The sequence below is a fragment of the Nitrospiraceae bacterium genome, assembly GCA_019637075.1.
GTDB lineage: Bacteria > Nitrospirota > Nitrospiria > Nitrospirales > Nitrospiraceae > JAHBWI01.
In genome coordinates, this window is the sequence record JAHBWI010000001.1 from 436835 (window position 1) to 453671 (window position 16837).

The window sequence follows — 16837 nt, forward strand, 5'->3', positions numbered from 1 at the left end:
TCCCCAAATTGACTCCATGCTGGGAAGGCAGGCTTGGTTGTGTCGCCGGCCCCACTGACAGTGATTCGTAGTGTGAGTGTCCAGAGGACTATCCCTACCAGAGCACACACAAGCCGAATCGTTCCTACGATCTTGGGCGACAATTTCAGTGGTCTGTCCTCCTGCAACTCGATCAGACGTCAGCTGGTTCGTCGGCGCGACACCTAGAGTCGAGGGAGCATCACTTTCACCAACCCCATGAGCGTGTCGCGGTTCGGACTGCCCTCCACGGTGAAGATCGTCGTGCCCGTGCGACCGATGAAGACCCCGCCTTTGAGTGTGCCGGTGTAGTCTCGATACTTGGCCTCATCGACCAGGCCCTTGATCTCTTCCGCCGGTTTGCCACCGCCATAGGCGTTCATCGTCTCGACCATATAGGCCACTTTGGCCTTGGTCATGTCGCCGAGGGGCGCGACGCGAAGCATCACGTTGCGGCCGGCACCGGCGTTCCAGACACAATTGTCACCGTCCCGGCCATCGGGACCGGATGCACCCTGATCGATGGTCACCGATGCATTCAAGGCCTTGGAGACCTCCTGCACCGTCAGCAGGTCACAGGCCGACTTGGTGGGGCCGGCCCCGGCGCCTACGCTCCACCATCCTGCCTCGATACAGAGCAGGCTTATTAACGCGATGATGAGGACTCTGGCGTTCATCACACCCTCCTGATCATTCCGCACACAACCACGTAGCCCATAGGGGAACAGGCGATGGAGAGCAGGAAACGTCGCTGGTACCCTTTCCTGCCTCTCCCCTGCTTAACGCCTGGCCGCTTTCCGCACCAATTGCTTTTGTCCGCGCGGCAGGTGAAACTCGCGCAGGAGCCGACGGTAGAATTCCACCCCTTCCAGCCGTGCGATGTCGGCCGGCATCGCGACCTCAGTCAATGATTGCCCCTTCATCGGCGTGATCTGAATATGCACCGCTTTGCCCTTGCGATCTTTTGCCGGAGTGAGAATTCCTCCGCCCACGATGGTGCCCTTTTTATCCGTCAACACATGAATGGTCCGCTTGGCTTTCATTGGCGATCTCCTTCGGAACGACTAGACGTTGCCCCCGCCTTGAAGGGTGAAATGGGCGAGTTCTTCGCCGATGTTGGTCACGGTCACCGAATAGACGATGGGGTTCGGCGAACCGGGATGCAAGCGGAGGGGCTTCTTCTCTTTGGTATGCTCGGTGACCATGAGCCGGACCGGGTTGATCCCAACCCCATCGGCCATGATCCACTGAGCCCCGAAATCCTGCCCACCCCATTCCACCTCATTGACCAGGCCCCCGAGGGCAAGATGAACGCGGATGGATTGACCGGGCGCCAGCCAAAAATCTCCGACTTGATTGAATGCCATGAAGGACCTCCCTCTAGAAGTTCGGGCGCATTATAGCGAACGAGTCTGTGCGGGGAAATCCTGATTCCTGCCGGGCTGCGGTCCCTCGCTTGGCAGGAGACCGCCTGTGCTTGCGGACGGCCGAAAATCCAGCCGCGACCGGCCCCGTTGTTGGGCGCAGTCGGGTACAATGACGCCCATGAGACTACCGATCGATCCCACAACTCATGAATGGGCCGTGCTCGAGCGGGTTATCGTATTCGACGGGATCTGCAACTGGTGCAATGCCTGGGTAAACTTCACTATGGCCCGCGACTACGGCCGCTTTCGCTTCGCCACCCTGCAATCCGACAAGGGGCGCCAGTTGTTGAAGACGCTGGGATTGTCTGAGCAAGACTTCGAGACGTTTCTCTTGTTGGAGCGGGGCCAGGTGTTCGTCAAATCCACCGCGGCCTTGAGGATCGCCAGGCAACTCTCCGGCTGCTGGCCGTTGCTCTCCCTCTTCATCATAGTGCCTCGCTCGCTGCGCGACGTCCTGTACGACCTCGTAGCCCGCCACCGCTATCGCCTCATGGGTAAGGCTCAATCTTGTCGTGTCCCCACCGCCGAAGAACAACACCGCTTCGTTTGACCAATTCGAGATATCGCCCCCGTGACCGGAACGGCTGCCGCCAGGCGATCGTTCGCCCATGCAATCAGCTTCCGACATTGTCAAGGTCCGCGAAGTAGCCTGGTCCTCCGGCTCCCACTATAATGAGGGCACGGCTGGTCCTGAGAGGGGAGCGGAGCATGGATATCGTCTCGCATGGTCTCTGGGGAGCCTTGGCGTTTGGACGCCGGAACCGCACGAGCTTCTGCCTCGCCTTTGCCATAGGCCTGGCGCCGGACTTGTTCTCGTTCGGCATCCTGTGGGTCGCGGCCACAATGGGCATCTCGCCGAAGCCCGATTTCAGCCAGGGCACGCCGCCGGAATCCACCATCCCGCCCTATGTGCACCATCTTTACGATGTGACCCATAGCTTTGTGGTATTCCTCGCCGTCTTCGCCCTGCTCCGGATTCTCCTGAAGCGGCCGTTGTGGGAACTCGGGGCCTGGGGTCTGCACGTGCTGGTCGACATCCCGACTCATTCATATGCCTTCTTCCCGACGCCCTTTCTTTGGCCGCTTTCGAACTGGAAATTCGACGGCTGGCAATGGAACCAGTCAGCCGTTCTCATCCCGAACTTCACGCTGCTGCTCCTACTCTACGGCTGGTTCCTCTCGCAACAGGCCCGTCCAGTCCCCAAGCCCGAGCGAGTGAGGGAATAGTCGCGCGCGATTCTCCGCTCCGAGGCCTGCTCGTTGACACCATTCGCAGTTCTGCGTACGCTACAGCTCCACAGGGGGTTCGCAAAGCGCCCGGTGATACGGGAACTTGCCGCAGAGAGCGAGGCCGACACCATAATTGCCGGCGGGAAACGATCGTGGCACCGTTCCACATCACCCACGGATGAGTATCACGGTGACGTCATGAGCCACGCCGAGTCTTGGAACTGCACTGTGCCAGCCGCACCGGATACAGTGGGCCATCACCATCTGAAACAGTCGGCTGCATGTCTATGAGCACCCCCGTCCTGCTTCTCCTGCTGAGTCTGCTGAGCGCGACCCTTCTCTGTCTCGGCTATCTGATCTACAAAGTCCGCCGCCTGGCGCGGCTCGTCCTGCGCGAGGTGCAGGAGGATCTGCCTCGCTTCGTGAAAGGCGAGATCGAAAATTGTTACCAACAGGCTGAAGCGCTGGCCGCAGTCTTAACCGAGCTTCGGCTTCGGGCCAGTCTGCCGCCGACTCGCAATTGGGCCGCCTCGCCGGACCTCCTGCGCGAGCTCATGCGTCATGTTTCCCGTCACCGACCGCAGACCATTGTGGAATGCGGGAGCGGCGTCTCCACCATCGTCCTCGCCCGTTGCCTCGAGATCGTAGGCACAGGCCATGTCTACAGTCTCGAGCATCTTCCCGATCAAGCGGACAAAACCAGGGAAGAACTTAAGCGGCAGGGCCTCGGGGCCTGGGCGACGGTGCTGACCGCTCCGCTCTGTCTCCATCGCATCGCGGACGAGGAATTTCACTGGTATGGGATGGATGGATTGCCGGTCCCCACTTTCGACATGTTGGTGATCGACGGTCCTCCCGCGACCACTGGTCCGCTGGCGCGCTATCCTGCCGGGCCGTTGTTGTTCTGCCGGCTCGCGCCACAAGCGGCTGTCTTTCTCGATGACAGCAACCGGGACCAAGAACAAGCGATCCTGAGCCGCTGGAGGAAGGAGTTTCCCCGCCTTCACCAAGACAGTCGTCCCTGCGAGAAGGGCTGCGCCGTCCTGTGGAGCAAGGGGGACGCATAGCGCGCCGGCTCCTCGCTCCTTGGCAGCCTGAGCCATTCTCCGAATCACGCCCTCAGACTCTGACTCTGTTCCCCGCGTTGGTGCAGGTCCGGAGTGATGGACCAAGCCAATAGCACCGGTGACAATGCGCGGGTTTGTTCGCCTGTCCTCCGACGACCCATCGGACTCCGTCCATGGCAGCCGGCCACACGTATACCGTCACCGAGCTGTTGGACGTGAACGAGAGCCAAGATGTCGATGACCCTGCGGAAAGCCGGAGCTACATCGTGAGGGATCGCGAGTCCGGCCAGGCCATCATCAGCATGGGGAACTAGCAAAACAGGCCGTCACCGCTCCCATGCGGATGCGGCGTGAGGATCGCTCGTGACGGACCGCCGCTTACGCAGCAATGGAGAGAGGACTGTTGCATGCCGCACGTGTTGATCATTCATGAAGTCGAAGCCTACCCGGCATGGAAAGTCATATTCGACCAGGCGGCCGACGTTCGAAGACGCGCCGGCGAAATCAGGTACCAACTCCTGCGTCATGACCACGACGCCAATACGATCGTGCATTTCTCTGAGTGGTCTTCGTTGGAGAATGCCCGCCGCTTCTTCGAGTCGCCGGAGTTGGTGGAAATCAGGCGGCAGGCCGGCGTCAAAGCCCCGGACTTTCTCTATCTCCAGGAGATCGAGCGAGGAGTCTTGTACCCGCACGACCGGACGGGAAGGAGGCGCGAGGTGCTCGAACTCAGACCGACCTGTGAGCAGTGCAACCGACCGTTACCGCCTGATTCGACGGACGCGCGCATCTGCTCGTACGAATGCACGTTTTGCGCTGCCTGCGTGGAATCGATCCGACACAACGTCTGCCCGAACTGTGGCGGCGGGTTCGTACCCCGACCCGTCAGGCCATCGACCAATTGGAAGGGCAATAACTGTCTCGCCCATGATCCAGCCGGCACCGCCGTCACACATCGCCCAGTCGATCCCCGCACTCACGACCTCTTCGCCGCCCGCCTGAAGGCTATTCCACCGGAAAAGCGGTAACGCCTCGACCCGGATCGGACCCCTTGGTGCTTGGTGGAGCCGGCCATGGAACGAGAAGACGGTTACGCCCTCCCCGCGACTGCCGGCTTGCGGGGATCGATCTTCACGCCGGTCATCGTCCCTTCCACACTCGCAACATAGGCCCGGGCAACGGCTTCAGCCGGCATGCCCTGCGCCGGATCCATCTTGAGCCTGATCAAGGTAGCCGTCACCCAGGGCGGACTCACGACGTTGACACGGAGCCCCCGGGGCAGTTCCAGCGCCGCCGCACGCACGAAACCTTCCAGTCCGGCATTCACCATGCTGATGGAGGCACTGCCCTTCATCGGCTCTTGGCCAAGGACGCCGCTGGTCAGGGTAAAGGACCCGCCATCGTTGATGAACTGCCGCCCGATCCGTACCAGATTGACCTGCCCCATCAGTTTATTGCCGAGCCCCACTTGAAAATCCGCATCCTTCAGATCGTCCAAACTCCCGAACTTCGCGACCCCCGCCGTGCTCACGACCGCATCAAAGACGCCGACACTGCGAAACATTTGGGTGATCGAGTCTGCCGACGCCAAATCCACTCGCAAGGCGCCGGCCTTATGCCCTACCGCGACTACCTCATGCTTGGCCGACAAGGCCGCCGCCACCGCTGATCCGATCGTGCCCGTTGCCCCGACAAGTATCACTCGCATGCCTGTCCTCCTCCGCTGTTCATGGCCGAATAGATTTCGTCATTCACGTGTTGCGCAGAGTATTCGGGGAGCAACGCCTGATGCAAGCAGCAACACGCTGAGGGAATGATCCAGGAACAGCATCATTCTCTACTGCGCCAGCGCCCTGCTAACGTTGTGACGCTCGAGACGCTCGCGCTGGTGTCGAGGCCGCATGGGTTGATCGTTGACATCTCCACCCAAGGCGCGTCCGACACATCGTCGGCCGGGCTGACCGTTCCCGCCACCCACTCACAGAGAACGGCAATCAGCACGTAACGGAATCGCAGCGATCCCCGCTCATCGTGGTTCAGCACGTCGAGTGCGGTCAAGACGTCGAGCGGGCGAACCTGGAGGCCCGTCTCCTCTTCGACTTCCCGTACCGCCGCGGCATGGATCGTTTCACCCCGTTTGATCTTGCCGTCGGGAAATCCCCACTTGCCGGTATCCGGTGGATTGGATCGTCTGACCGACAGCACCTGTCCGTTCCGGACCACCACCCCGATGACGGCCGGCTTGGGAACTACAGTCGCGTCAGTCATGCGCGCTCCCCTCTTCAAAAAGCCGATGCTGCCACAAGATCACGTCCATGCTCCACTGGGAAACACCGACATCGGTGAAGCAGCCTGTCGATGCCACGGCAAGCGACAGAATGGATTCATTCCGCCGTCACTTCTGAAACAGCCGAGTAAGTCTGTATCCTTTTCTCTTGCGTCTTGTATCCACTTGGATATTGCCCGTATTTGATGGGGCCGTGCGTCGACTCCTCATCCGCCTGCAACTGTTCGTGTTCATTACCGGTCGTTCGACGGTGCATTTCTTGCGAGCGTGTCGTCGGTGGTAGCGGCGTCGCATCCTGTTCTGCGCCTGTGTCGCAGCGTTGGAACAGGTTAAGCGACGAGTGACGGCAATCACCCAAGCGGAGGAGGAATCGGACATGGCACTGACATTTCGTGAGTTGCGCGAAGCGGTTGAACATGAATCCTTGCCCTGGCAACCGCTGGCGAACCGGTCCGACGCCGACATAGTGGCCCCGAAAAGTCTCGGCGGCGACACGAAGGGATTGCAGAAGGCGGAAGCCGTTCCGAGCATCGACTTCAAAGAGACGCTCGGTATCGGCACCAATCCGCATCTGGCGATTCGTCGGCTCGAACGTGGGTTCGTCAGGCGGGAGGCACTCGAGGATCGGTTCAGAAAAAGTGAACTACTGAGGCTCGGGTACGGCGATCTCGTGGAATCGCTGGAACGTGGGGCACCGCCCGCAGGCGGCGCGGCCGCATCGGTCGATTGGCGCAATCGCTGGGGAACCAACTTCATTACGACGGTGCGCGACCAAAATCCCTGTAACGCTTGTTGGGCCTTTGCCGGTGTCGCCTTGGTCGAGTCGATGGTTCGCATCGAGGACTCGCTCTGGACGAGGCTCTCGGAAGGCGATGTCCATCGCGGCATCGGCGCACAATGCGGTGACTATGGCAACATCGGCAACGTGTCCAATTTCTTCGCGAACAGCGGATTTGCTGACCCCGGTTGTTTTCCTTGGGCGACCACCACGCCGCCCTACACCCCGACTCCCGATCGCAACGGCAGAACAGTTCGAGGGCCAGCCTTTCAATGGGTCGGGACGGTGCAGGAAGCCAAGGATTGGATCGATACGGTCGGACCGTTGATCACCTGGCTGGAGGTTTACAACGACTTCTTCGGTTATGGCTCGGGCGTCTACCGCCGCAGCACCGCGCCGTCGAATACTCTGGCCGGAACGCATTTCATGTTGGTCATCGGCTATAGCGACGCGCTCCAGGCCTGGTTGTGCAAGAACTCCTGGGGAACCGATTGGGGTATGAGCGGATTCTGCTGGGTGGCCTATGGAGATTCTGGAATCGATCGCTATGCCAAGGCTGGGGTGCGGAACGTCAACCCCGACCCCTGGACCAAGCGCCGGCTCCACAACGGCAACTTGTACGAAAGCGGCAACGGCGCCATGAACCGAAACCTCGAGGTGATGGGCGCAGGCAAGGGACGAGTTCAGCACCGTTGGCGTGAGGGTGGCCCACCTTGGACCTGGGGCGTGGGGAAAAGCTTCGGCACCGACGCGGCGGTCTGCCCCACCTTCACCGGAACGACGTTCAACCGAAACATGGAGTTGGTGTATTTGACGACGGCCAGTCGGCTCCATCACTGGTGGGGCCCAGGCGGAGGCACGGGGCCGTGGAACGACGGCGGAGTCTTCGGTCCGACGGACTGCCGTGGCATTCCCGGTTTTATCCAGGGAGACTACGGGGCACCAGGGAACTTCGAGGTGGTGGTCCTGGTCGGCGGTGGGCAACTCCAGCACGTGTGGCGTGATGGAGCAGGCTGGCACAACGGCGTGAAGTTCGGAACCGGCCTCGCCTACTCCGGAGCCACCTTGGTGCAAGGCACCTATGGGACGCCGCATGGCAACTTGGAGTGCGTCGCAGTCCGTTCTAACGGGACCATGCAACACTTTTGGCGCCACGAGCCGACTTTGACCTGGAACACCGGCATTGTCTTCGGCGCAGGGGTAGCCACCTCGCCGGTGATGATCCAGGGCCAATACGGCATGCTTAATGAGTCCGGCCCACATGGGAACTTCGAGTTGTGCGTCGCGGTCGGCGGACAGGTGCAGCATTGGTGGCGATGGAACGGTGGGGATGCCCAGTGGCGCCACAGTGCGACGTTCGGGCATGATGTGGCGGCAGTCGCAGGGATGTGCGAGGGACAGTGGGGCATGAATTTGGAAGTCATCGTGCTGCGTCGCGACGGCCAACTCCAGCATTACTGGCGCGATGGTGCCGGATGGCATGAAGGCCCGGTGATCGGTCCTGCATGAGCACGGATCAAGCGATACAGGAAGACTTTCGTCCTGGGCTTCCGGATCGGCTCAACGTTCGAGTCGGGACGGAAGCCCGCTTCCCTCTGCCTTCACGCGCAGGGGCGGGATACCAATGGCAGGTGAACTATGTCGCGGGAGAGCCCGACGCTGCAACCCTCGCGATCGAAACAGGCCCCGCCCCAGAGCAAGGTGCCGTCCCTCAGAATCTGCCGGTGCCCATGCAACTGGTCGTGACCGGGCTGCGCGAAGGGACCGCCCGGTGGAGGATCAGGCTCGTCCGTCCATGGATGCCCGAAAGTCCGCTGGTGGATCAGGAACTGCAGGTGCTTGTGAAGTAGAGTGGAATCAAATGGCTCGTTGCCGGGTCGTGCCTAACGCGCTTCACCCAACGCGGCACCGACCCTTCCTCCCGCATGCTCGTGTGATGGGCATTCAAGATCACCTCGCACATCGAAATATGTAGACGCGAAGGGGTAAACCTCCAACGTGGAATGAATCCGGTCTTGGCGGATGCCATTCCGTGATTCTCATGTCGATGCGATCAAATGCACCCTAGAGAGATCGTCTCGAGGACGGCGGCACTCGTCAACGCCACCACGGGATTTTGCCCCCTTCCTTTCTGTACGGCCTGCTGTTTGGAAAGGCCGGCACCTGCGGCATCCGGTAGACTTCGCGAATCTCTGAAGCACCGTTCGGCACCGAGGACCCGACAAGCCTCGGAGCAAGGCGATGATCGACCAGCCAAGATCTCACTATGCATCGCAGGCGTACGACCACTCCCTCTTGAACCATCTTGCGACTCCGCGCGGACGCGTCCGGAGCGTTTCTTGCGCCGGCCATGCTCCCCCATAGACGAACCGTTCCTGGAAGCGTAGGATACCGCTCGATTCCGCTACATAGATCCTGCCGAGGACCGAAAGGAGACGCTCATGATGAATCGTGGACGCATGCTGGCCGCTGCTGTGGTCGTAACGGTTGTCGGCACCCTACCGGTGGCCATGGCGCCATGGGCACCCGATTCCGCAATGGCCGACTCCTTCAATCTGAAGCCGGGAGCATGGGAGATCACGACGCTCGTCGAGCGGTCCGGGCCGCCGGTAGCGCCGGACATCCTCTCGAAGCTACCGCCGGAGCAGCGGGCAAGGATGGAGCAGGCTGCCAAGGCGCGGGCGGGCAACTCGAAGACTCTCGTGTCGAAGGAATGCATTACGAAAGAAGAGCTGGATCAAGACCGGCTCTTCGCCGGTGCCGACGACGGAGACGGGGCTCCCTGTCCCACGAAGGTGATCACCAGGTCCTCGAACAAACTGGAGATCGAGCGATCCTGCCCTGCGCCCGCGGAATCCGTCTCACATCTCCTGCTGCAAGCTCCCTCGCCGGACAGCCTCATCGGGAGGTTCGACACTACCAGGCGCGGACAAAAGGTCCACTCGGAGATGAAGGGCCGCTGGCTCGGCGCCAGTTGCGCCGGCATTGAATGAGGATGCGTACCAGCCGTCCTATTCGATCACGCTGAACTCGTAGCGGGAACCGGTCAGCGCCGTCAGCAACTCCGACGCGTGGTCGCGACCGCGCGTTTCCATGGTCACATCCAGCGCCGCTTCGTTCAATCCGACGCCATAGTGCGCCCGGTTGTAGGACGTCTCCACGATGTTGGCGCGAGCCTTGGCGATCACCGAGGTCAACCCCTCGAGCGAGCCGGGATAATCCGGCAGCCGCACACGCAGCCGCAGGCGCCTACCGTCCCGCACCATGCCTCGCTCGATGATTCGGGCCAGCAGGTTCACATCCAGGTTTCCGCCGGACACAAGCACCGCAATGTTTTTCCCGCGATGGCCCGTCTTGGCTTGCTGCAATGCCGCCAGCGCGACCGCGCCGGCTCCCTCCGCGACGGTCTTTTCCCCCTCGAGCAACGTGAGGATCGCCGCCGCGATTTCGTCTTCGTCCACCGTGACGATCTGGTCGACATACCGTTGGACCAGCGGCAAGGTGCGGGACCCGGCTTGGCGCACGGCGATGCCATCCGCCAAGGTCGGACCGGCCGGCAGCTCAACCGGATGACCGTTGCGAAGCGCGGCGCTCATCGAAGGTAACCTGGCGGTTTGCACCCCCACGATCTCCACCGCCGACCGCTGTTCCTTGACGGCGCAGCCGACACCGCCGATCAAACCGCCTCCCCCGACCGGGACCACGATCACGTCCAGGGACTGGTTCTGTCTGAGGAGTTCCAGGCCGAGCGTACCCTGGCCCGCGATCACCTCGTCGTCATCGAAGGGATGGATGAAGGTAGCGTGCCTCTCACGGCTTCGTTCCATCGCCGCCCGGCAAGCCTCATCGTAGTTGTCGCCGTGAAGCACCACGTCGGCGCCATGCGCGCGCGTGGCGGACCACTTCACCAGCGGCGTAGACCGTGGCATCCAAATCTGAACCGGAATGCCCCGCTGAGCCGCATGGTAGGCCACGCCCTGCGCATGGTTGCCCGCCGAAGCCGCGATCACCCCTCGCTGCCGTTCCTCGTCCGTCATTAATAGGATGCGGTTGAGAGCGCCCCGCTCCTTGAAGGACCCGGTCATTTGCAGGTTTTCTAGCTTGAGGAAAATGTTGTTGCCGGTGAGTCTGGACAGGGTCCGGGAATGCACCAACGGAGATTCGTAGAGCGAAGGTCCGATGCGTGTGGCCGCGGCCTCGATCGACTGCCAAGTCACCATGCCCAGGTCCCCTTTCATACTACGGACAACAAAAAGCCCCTGACGAAATCTTTTCCGCCAGGGGCCTCTGCTGAGTGGATACGACGTGCGCTCTGCAGACAGGCTCAGGCGGAGCCGGCGATCATCATCGCCGCCGCCATGCTGATGCCGATGCCCTGCAGTTGCATATTCAACACGATGATCTCGAGTCCTGATTCGCTGTTCGAGCAAGGAGCTTATACCAGAGTCGTCAAACGGATCAAGCACTCCCCTTACTTTGAGAGCACGACGTGCGTGGCGTGAGGGCTCGTCACATGCTCCGTGCATTCGTAGCCCAGCCGAACCACGTCCAAGTCGGCGAAGACTGATTCGCCGGTCCCCAGCAACACCGGCGCGATGGCGAGGTGCAGTTGATCTACCAGGCCGGCCTTCAGATAGGCTCGCAGGGTAGCCACACCGCCTCCCAGCCGCACGTCCTTTCCTTGCGCTGCCTCTTTCGCCAGGGTGAGCGCCTGCTCGTTGCCACCCGTGACGAAATGGAAGGTTGTCCCGCCCTCCATGGTCACAGAGGCTCTGGGATGGTTCGTGAGGACGAACACGGGGCAGTGATAGGGAGGATTGTCGCCCCACCAGCCCTTCCATTGCTCGTCCGGCCACGGCCCCCTGATCGGCCCGAACATGTTGCGGCCCAGGATCCAAGCGCCGATATTGTCGAAGCCTCGCGCGACAAAGCCGTCATCGATGCCCGTCGCCCCGCCGTCTCCGCCAAACAGGCGTTGAAAGGTACGCGTGGCGAAAGCCCATCGATGGAGCGTGATCCCACCGACCCCGAGCGGATGCTGGGGCCCTTGGTTCGGCCCAGCCCCGTACCCGTCTATAGAAACGGCGAAGCAATGAACCCGTAATTTGGACATGGATCTCACATAAGCTCGTTCATCGCAGCGGCAGGACGACCAGCCGGAAACGGCGCGGTACTCACTCTGGAATTTCCGCCTCCACCAATTTTGCCAGGAGCGCCAACGATTCCTGCCAGCCCAAGTAACAGGCTTCCGTGGGGATGACTTCCGGAATCCCCTCTTGGACGACATTCATCTCGGTGCCGCAGGACACCTGTTTCAACGTGATCGTCGCCTGCATCTCACCGGGCAGGTTGGGGTCGTCGAACCTATCCGTGTAGCGGATGCGCTCGTTCGGCACCAGTTCCAGATACGTCCCTCCGAATGAGTGGCTCTTCTTGGTCGTGAAATTCGTGAACGACATTTTGAAGGTCCCACCGACCTTCGGTTCCATGTGATGCACCTTCCCGGTAAATCCGTTCGGTGGCAGCCATTTCGCCATCGCGTCCGGATCGAGGAAGGCACGGTAGATTCGCTCCGGGGTCGCGCGGAGTATGCGATGCAATCGCACTGTATGTGTCGGCATATCCCTGCTCCTTCTTTCAGGTCTGAAAGGCTCATACTAGACAGGATCCGCAGCGGATGCCAGTCGATTTTCCTGCATGAGGCGGAGAAGGCCGTTCACTGATTCTGACCGTCACTGCGGCCGGCCCCTGTCTCACTTCGCGACACCGTGAGACGACTCGATCGTGGACGAGCCTCGGGAGAACAAGTAGAATGGCCTCGTTTTTTCCTTTCTCGCGAGTGAGCGCGGTCGTCGAATCACACCTCGGCATTCACGAGATCGTCCAGGCTCCCGGAGGCCGCCATGCAAAAAACCCGCATCATCTGCACCATCGGTCCCGCAACGGAATCCTACGAGATGTTGCAGAAACTGTACGAGGCCGGCATGAATATCGCCCGCCTGAACATGTCCCACGGCGACCACGACTCCCACGCCAAGGTCATTCATCACATCAAGACGCTCAATAAGAAACTCAAGTTCCCCATTGCCATTCTTCTGGACACCCAAGGCCCCGCGATCCGCACGGGTGACCTCTCCAACGAACTCGACCTTCGGCAGGGAGCTGTCGTCACCGTCACGACGCGCGGCACGACGGACGTCGAAGAAAGCTCCATTCACATCGACTATGCCGACTTGCTGGAACAGGTCAATGTGGGGGACAAGATCACGGTGGACAACGGGTTGATCAACTTCGAAGTGCTGGAGAAGACCGAACGCCACATGCGCTGCCGCGTGGTGGACGGCGGACGCCTGAAGAGCAAGCGCCACGTCAATCTGCCGGGCATTCGCGTCAACTTGCCCGCGATCACACAGAAAGACACGAAGGACATTCTCTTCGGCCTGGAACGAGACGTGGACTTCATCGCCCTGTCGTTCGTGCGCGAGGCGGAAGACGTCCGCCGACTCAAATCGCTGATGGGCGATCGTGTCGGGCGGGTCAAGGCGATTGCCAAGATCGAGGATCAGGAAGGCGTTCGTAACCTGGACGAAATCATTCAGGAAGCGGACGGGGTCATGGTGGCGCGCGGAGACTTGGGCGTGGAGATCAACCTCGAAGACCTGCCGAACGTCCAGCGCACGATCGTCCGAAAATGCGCCGAGCGCGGGAAACGCGTCATCGTCGCCACGCACTTGCTCGAATCGATGATCAACAGTCCCCACCCCACCCGAGCCGAGGTCACCGACGTCGCCAACGCCATTTACGAGGAAGTGGACGCCGTCATGCTGTCCGGCGAGACCACGGTCGGCAAGTATCCGATCAAGTGCGTCGAATACCTGTGCAAGATCGCGCTGAAATCGGAAGCCATCCCCGGCCTACAGTTTGCCAAGGGCCTACGCGACCTCGGCAACAAGCAGCAGCTCGCGGCAGCGGCCGTTCAACTGGCCGAGGGAATCAAAGCGAAAGGCATCGTCGTGATCACCAGACGGGGCCTGATGGCCGATTTCGTGTCCAATTGCCGGTCTTCTTCGACCGACGTCTATGCCTTCACGAACATGAGCCAGCCGCGCAGGACGATGATGCTCAATCGCGGCGTGTTTCCCTTCAAGATCGACTTCAGCGCCGATCCGGAGAAGACGCTGCAGACAGCCTTTCGCATTTTGAAAGATCGGGAGCAGTTCCTGGTCGGCGACAAGGTCGTCATCATCTCCGACGTCTTGGCGCAACAGCGCGTGGACTCCATCCAGATCCGTGAAATTCCCTCCGAGGAACCGGCGCTCGAAGTCCAGTATCGGCCGAGCTAGGCCGGCAGCGGATCTCGACGGCCCGACCGCTCCCCTGCCGGAACGCAGCACCGCCCTGACAGGATCAGTCGACGGAGAAAGAAGATTCGATTGGGAGGCGCGGACGCAGCCGGCCACAGCGGCTTGAGTCGTTCAGAAGTTGCCGGCTTGAATCACGTCTTCGAGATTGTTGATGTCGAGCCAGTGGCCGGCCGTATAGAGCACACGGATGGGCTGGTCGCGCTTCAACAAGAGCTGCAGCAGTTGGGGAATCGAAGCCTTGCGGTTGGCAGGGTCCGCGAGCAGTTCGGCGACGGTGTCGGTGACGATGCCGAGCGCTTTCGGGGAGACCTTCAAGAACCCCATCCAAACACCATGGATGGATGACGGCGGCACATCGCCGAGCTGCTTCAAGTAGATCTTGGCATTGAAGGCGCGCCTGGTGTTCGGGAGCGAACATTCCGCAAACCCGCCGAGCCTGGCGTAGCGGCTCTCTTCCTGCCAATTGCTGTCCACGAACACCACCAGGTCATCGGTCTCCTGACAGAGGCCTTGAGGAATGTACCTATTGAAGAGCACATCGCCGTAGCACACGATCGTGCTTTGCGGTGAGCCTTTGCGGGCCCGGAGCGCCTTCAGCAACGAATCCAATTCGCCGGTCTGCGCGAAGTCGTCGTTGTCGACATAGCTGAGGTTGGGGAGGTTCACCGCCTCCTTCTTATAGCCGCGCACGACCGTGATGTCCTTGATCCCCACGGCGTTGTAGGCATCGACGATCCGCGTGAGGATCGGCACGCCCTGGATCTTCACCATGGTCTTCGGCTGTTGCTCGGTCAGTTCGCCGAGTTCGGAACCGCGGGAGGCAGCCAGTACGATGGCCGTCGTCCCTTCGGCGCCGCGTGGCAGGTACCGCTCCTCCGCTTCCTGCAACTCGCCGGCGTTCTGCAACCGAAAGATCTCGGAGACCGGCGCCACTTTATCCTCGATCGACAGCAGGTGCTGCTGCTCCTTCAGCGTGCGAGCCGTCTTTTGCATGGCGGCGACGGACGAGCGCAGCAAATGGTTGGCCCAAATTACGATGGAAAATCCTTGCTGCCTGAACACTTCGGTGGGTGTGGCGTAATATTTGGTCGGGACGATCACGACCGGACAGCGATTCCCCCACTCCTGCTTGAAGGCCAAGATCTCGTCCGGGACGGACAGCGCACTGTGGATCAAGATACCGTCGGCTCCGGCCGCATGATAGGCCTCCGCACGCCGCAAGGCTTCCGCCAGCCCCCAGCCGCAAATGAAGGCCTCGACGCGGGCGATGATCGAGAAATCGGGATCGGTCTGCGCGTCTTTCCCCGCCTTGATCTTGCCGCAGAACTCCTGCATGTCCGCCAGCGGTTGCGCCCCGCCTTTGATGAAACTGTTGGTCTTGGGAAACAGCTTGTCCTCGATGCACACCGCCGCAATGTTGCGTTGCTCGAGCTTGCGGACGAGGCGCTGCATATTGTTGAAGTTGCCGTAGCCCGTATCGCCGTCGAGGAGGATCGGAATCCGGACCGCGTCGGACATGAACTCGAGGGTTTCCAACACCTGTGTCCAGCTGGCCTCATTGTTGTCGCGCACGCCGAACTGGGCCGAGATCGACAGACCGCTCCCCCAAATGCCCTTGAAGCCGGCCTCCTCGACGATCTTCGCGCTCAGCCCATTGTGGGCTTCACAGATGAACTCGAGCTGGTCGGAGGTGAGCAACTTCCGGAACTGCTTGGCGGTGCTGATCGGCGGCGTCGAACTCATGAATTCCCTTTCGTCTCTCACACCTTCGGGACCGGGACAGTCGGACCTGCGTGACTCCGGCTGTGATTTGCACTGGAGAATACCCTTTTTCAGATCAGAAATCACTCCCAGGCGGGGTGAGGAGCCTGTAGCGGTCGGCAGGCGCGCAGGCTGAGACCAGGAACCGAGCCGCGCCTCAAATAGGAATTTCATGGGTCAGCGGAGATTTTCCCTTACAATGGGACCCATTGGTGAAAGGAGCTCCATCTATGTCGATGCCGGACGCGATGTCGAACGACGCGGTGCAAACCGCCTGGACTCAGCTGGCCGAACAGGTTCGAACCGGAGTGCTCCTGACGCTCCGCAACGGCCGTCCCTTCGGGTCGCATGTGCCCTATCTCATCGGCACCGACTGGTCGCGGGTCTACCTGCACTTGAGCCGGCTTGCCTTCCATACCCAACACCTGCTGGCCGATGGCCGCGTGAGCCTCTTCATCGCCGAGCCGGACGGTCCGGGGAAAAACCCGCTTGCCCTTCAACGGATGAACCTGCAAGGCAAGGCAGCCGTTCTCGCGCCAACGGACTCGTCCTACGAGGCGGTACGACAGCGCTACCAGGAGAAGTTTCCGCAATCCAAAATGATGTTTGGGTTCGGGGACTTTTCGCTGTGGGAGTTGAAGATGCAGGATGCCCACCTCGTATTGGGCTTCGGCCAAGCCTATACGGCCCAGGCCTCCGCCCCCGCCACCTGGAAACATCAGGCGCCGGATAAGAAACCATAAGCGAGCAAGTTCTCACGCCGGTTGTTTCCCACGCCATCTTTCCTTCATCGATCACGATTCGTCGGGCCCTTTCGCTGCGTTCCCCCCGGAAGTAGGTACGCCCTCCCAAACGGCCGATGGTGCGCCGACCGCGCCTCACTATAGCCTGCACAAGTTCGCAGC

The 16837-nt window shown here is 61.0% G+C and carries 19 protein-coding genes and 1 pseudogene; 11 read left to right on the plus strand and 9 right to left on the minus strand.

All coding sequences use genetic code 11. The annotated features are described in order from the left end of the window. Positions 1 to 203 precede the first annotated feature (203 nt). From KF814_02045 to KF814_02055, 3 genes are all read right to left on the minus strand, one after another. Positions 204 to 695 carry a hypothetical protein gene (locus tag KF814_02045; protein MBX3234909.1) on the minus strand — a complete coding sequence of 164 codons (492 nt, stop codon included), beginning with the start codon at positions 693 to 695 and terminating at the stop codon, positions 204 to 206. A 102-nt stretch (positions 696 to 797) separates the two neighbouring features. Next, positions 798 to 1061 (minus strand): hypothetical protein, encoded by a 264-nt coding sequence (locus KF814_02050; GenBank protein MBX3234910.1) that lies wholly within the window; start codon positions 1059 to 1061, stop codon positions 798 to 800. A gap of 21 nt (positions 1062 to 1082) precedes the next feature. After that, complete coding sequence (locus KF814_02055; GenBank protein MBX3234911.1) at positions 1083 to 1385, minus strand: hypothetical protein; 303 nt, start codon at positions 1383 to 1385, stop codon at positions 1083 to 1085. A 178-nt stretch (positions 1386 to 1563) separates the two neighbouring features. Between KF814_02055 and KF814_02060 the strand changes: the two genes are divergently transcribed. The 6 genes and pseudogenes from KF814_02060 to KF814_02085 all read left to right on the plus strand — a co-directional run bounded on the left by KF814_02060 (position 1564) and on the right by KF814_02085 (position 4770). Beyond that, entirely contained in the window at positions 1564 to 1995 is a 432-nt protein-coding gene (locus KF814_02060; protein MBX3234912.1) for a DUF393 domain-containing protein, read from the plus strand. Positions 1996 to 2153: 158 nt separating this feature from the next. Beyond that, positions 2154 to 2672, plus strand: a complete 519-nt coding sequence (locus KF814_02065) for a hypothetical protein (GenBank protein ID MBX3234913.1) — start codon at positions 2154 to 2156, stop codon at positions 2670 to 2672. 290 nt (positions 2673 to 2962) lie between these two features. Further along, entirely contained in the window at positions 2963 to 3742 is a 780-nt protein-coding gene (locus tag KF814_02070; protein ID MBX3234914.1) for a class I SAM-dependent methyltransferase, read from the plus strand. A 173-nt stretch (positions 3743 to 3915) separates the two neighbouring features. Then, on the plus strand, positions 3916 to 4056 hold the full coding sequence (locus KF814_02075; GenBank protein MBX3234915.1) for a hypothetical protein: 141 nt from the start codon (positions 3916 to 3918) through the stop codon (positions 4054 to 4056). 93 nt (positions 4057 to 4149) lie between these two features. Next, positions 4150 to 4428, plus strand: a pseudogene (locus KF814_02080) (antibiotic biosynthesis monooxygenase). Between the two features lie 33 nt (positions 4429 to 4461). Continuing rightward, positions 4462 to 4770 (plus strand): DUF1272 domain-containing protein, encoded by a 309-nt coding sequence (locus tag KF814_02085; GenBank protein MBX3234916.1) that lies wholly within the window; start codon positions 4462 to 4464, stop codon positions 4768 to 4770. 62 nt (positions 4771 to 4832) lie between these two features. On the opposite strand, the gene KF814_02090 is transcribed toward KF814_02085, so the two are convergent. Continuing rightward, complete coding sequence (locus KF814_02090) at positions 4833 to 5450, minus strand: short chain dehydrogenase (protein MBX3234917.1); 618 nt, start codon at positions 5448 to 5450, stop codon at positions 4833 to 4835. Between the two features lie 122 nt (positions 5451 to 5572). Further along, the gene (locus tag KF814_02095) at positions 5573 to 6010 is read right to left on the minus strand and encodes an NUDIX hydrolase (protein MBX3234918.1); all 438 of its coding nucleotides are present in this window, start codon (positions 6008 to 6010) and stop codon (positions 5573 to 5575) included. A 395-nt stretch (positions 6011 to 6405) separates the two neighbouring features. Here KF814_02095 and KF814_02100 point away from each other — a divergent pair, with 395 nt between their 5' ends. The 3 genes from KF814_02100 to KF814_02110 all read left to right on the plus strand — a co-directional run bounded on the left by KF814_02100 (position 6406) and on the right by KF814_02110 (position 9800). Next, the gene (locus tag KF814_02100) at positions 6406 to 8316 is read left to right on the plus strand and encodes a hypothetical protein (GenBank protein ID MBX3234919.1); all 1911 of its coding nucleotides are present in this window, start codon (positions 6406 to 6408) and stop codon (positions 8314 to 8316) included. Continuing rightward, on the plus strand, positions 8313 to 8657 hold the full coding sequence (locus KF814_02105) for a hypothetical protein (protein MBX3234920.1): 345 nt from the start codon (positions 8313 to 8315) through the stop codon (positions 8655 to 8657). The genes KF814_02100 and KF814_02105 overlap by 4 nt, the downstream gene beginning before the upstream one ends. Positions 8658 to 9248: 591 nt before the next feature. Beyond that, on the plus strand, positions 9249 to 9800 hold the full coding sequence (locus KF814_02110; protein MBX3234921.1) for a DUF3617 domain-containing protein: 552 nt from the start codon (positions 9249 to 9251) through the stop codon (positions 9798 to 9800). A gap of 18 nt (positions 9801 to 9818) precedes the next feature. Here the strand turns inward: KF814_02110 and KF814_02115 are convergent, their stop codons facing one another. From KF814_02115 to KF814_02125, 3 genes are all read right to left on the minus strand, one after another. Beyond that, complete coding sequence (locus tag KF814_02115; protein MBX3234922.1) at positions 9819 to 11027, minus strand: threonine ammonia-lyase; 1209 nt, start codon at positions 11025 to 11027, stop codon at positions 9819 to 9821. Between the two features lie 251 nt (positions 11028 to 11278). After that, positions 11279 to 11920 (minus strand): dihydrofolate reductase, encoded by a 642-nt coding sequence (locus KF814_02120; GenBank protein MBX3234923.1) that lies wholly within the window; start codon positions 11918 to 11920, stop codon positions 11279 to 11281. A 61-nt stretch (positions 11921 to 11981) separates the two neighbouring features. Next, entirely contained in the window at positions 11982 to 12428 is a 447-nt protein-coding gene (locus KF814_02125; GenBank protein MBX3234924.1) for an SRPBCC family protein, read from the minus strand. A gap of 282 nt (positions 12429 to 12710) precedes the next feature. Between KF814_02125 and pyk the strand changes: the two genes are divergently transcribed. Further along, positions 12711 to 14150: a pyruvate kinase gene (gene pyk / locus KF814_02130; GenBank protein MBX3234925.1), complete on the plus strand. Its 1440-nt coding sequence runs from the start codon at positions 12711 to 12713 to the stop codon at positions 14148 to 14150. 132 nt (positions 14151 to 14282) lie between these two features. Here the strand turns inward: pyk and aepX are convergent, their stop codons facing one another. Continuing rightward, a complete protein-coding gene (gene aepX / locus KF814_02135) occupies positions 14283 to 15914 on the minus strand; it encodes a phosphoenolpyruvate mutase (GenBank protein MBX3234926.1) in 1632 nt (543 codons plus the stop codon). Between the two features lie 248 nt (positions 15915 to 16162). Between aepX and KF814_02140 the strand changes: the two genes are divergently transcribed. Beyond that, positions 16163 to 16675, plus strand: coding sequence for a pyridoxamine 5'-phosphate oxidase family protein (locus KF814_02140; protein MBX3234927.1), 513 nt, complete (start codon positions 16163 to 16165; stop codon positions 16673 to 16675). Positions 16676 to 16837: the final 162 nt, after the last annotated feature.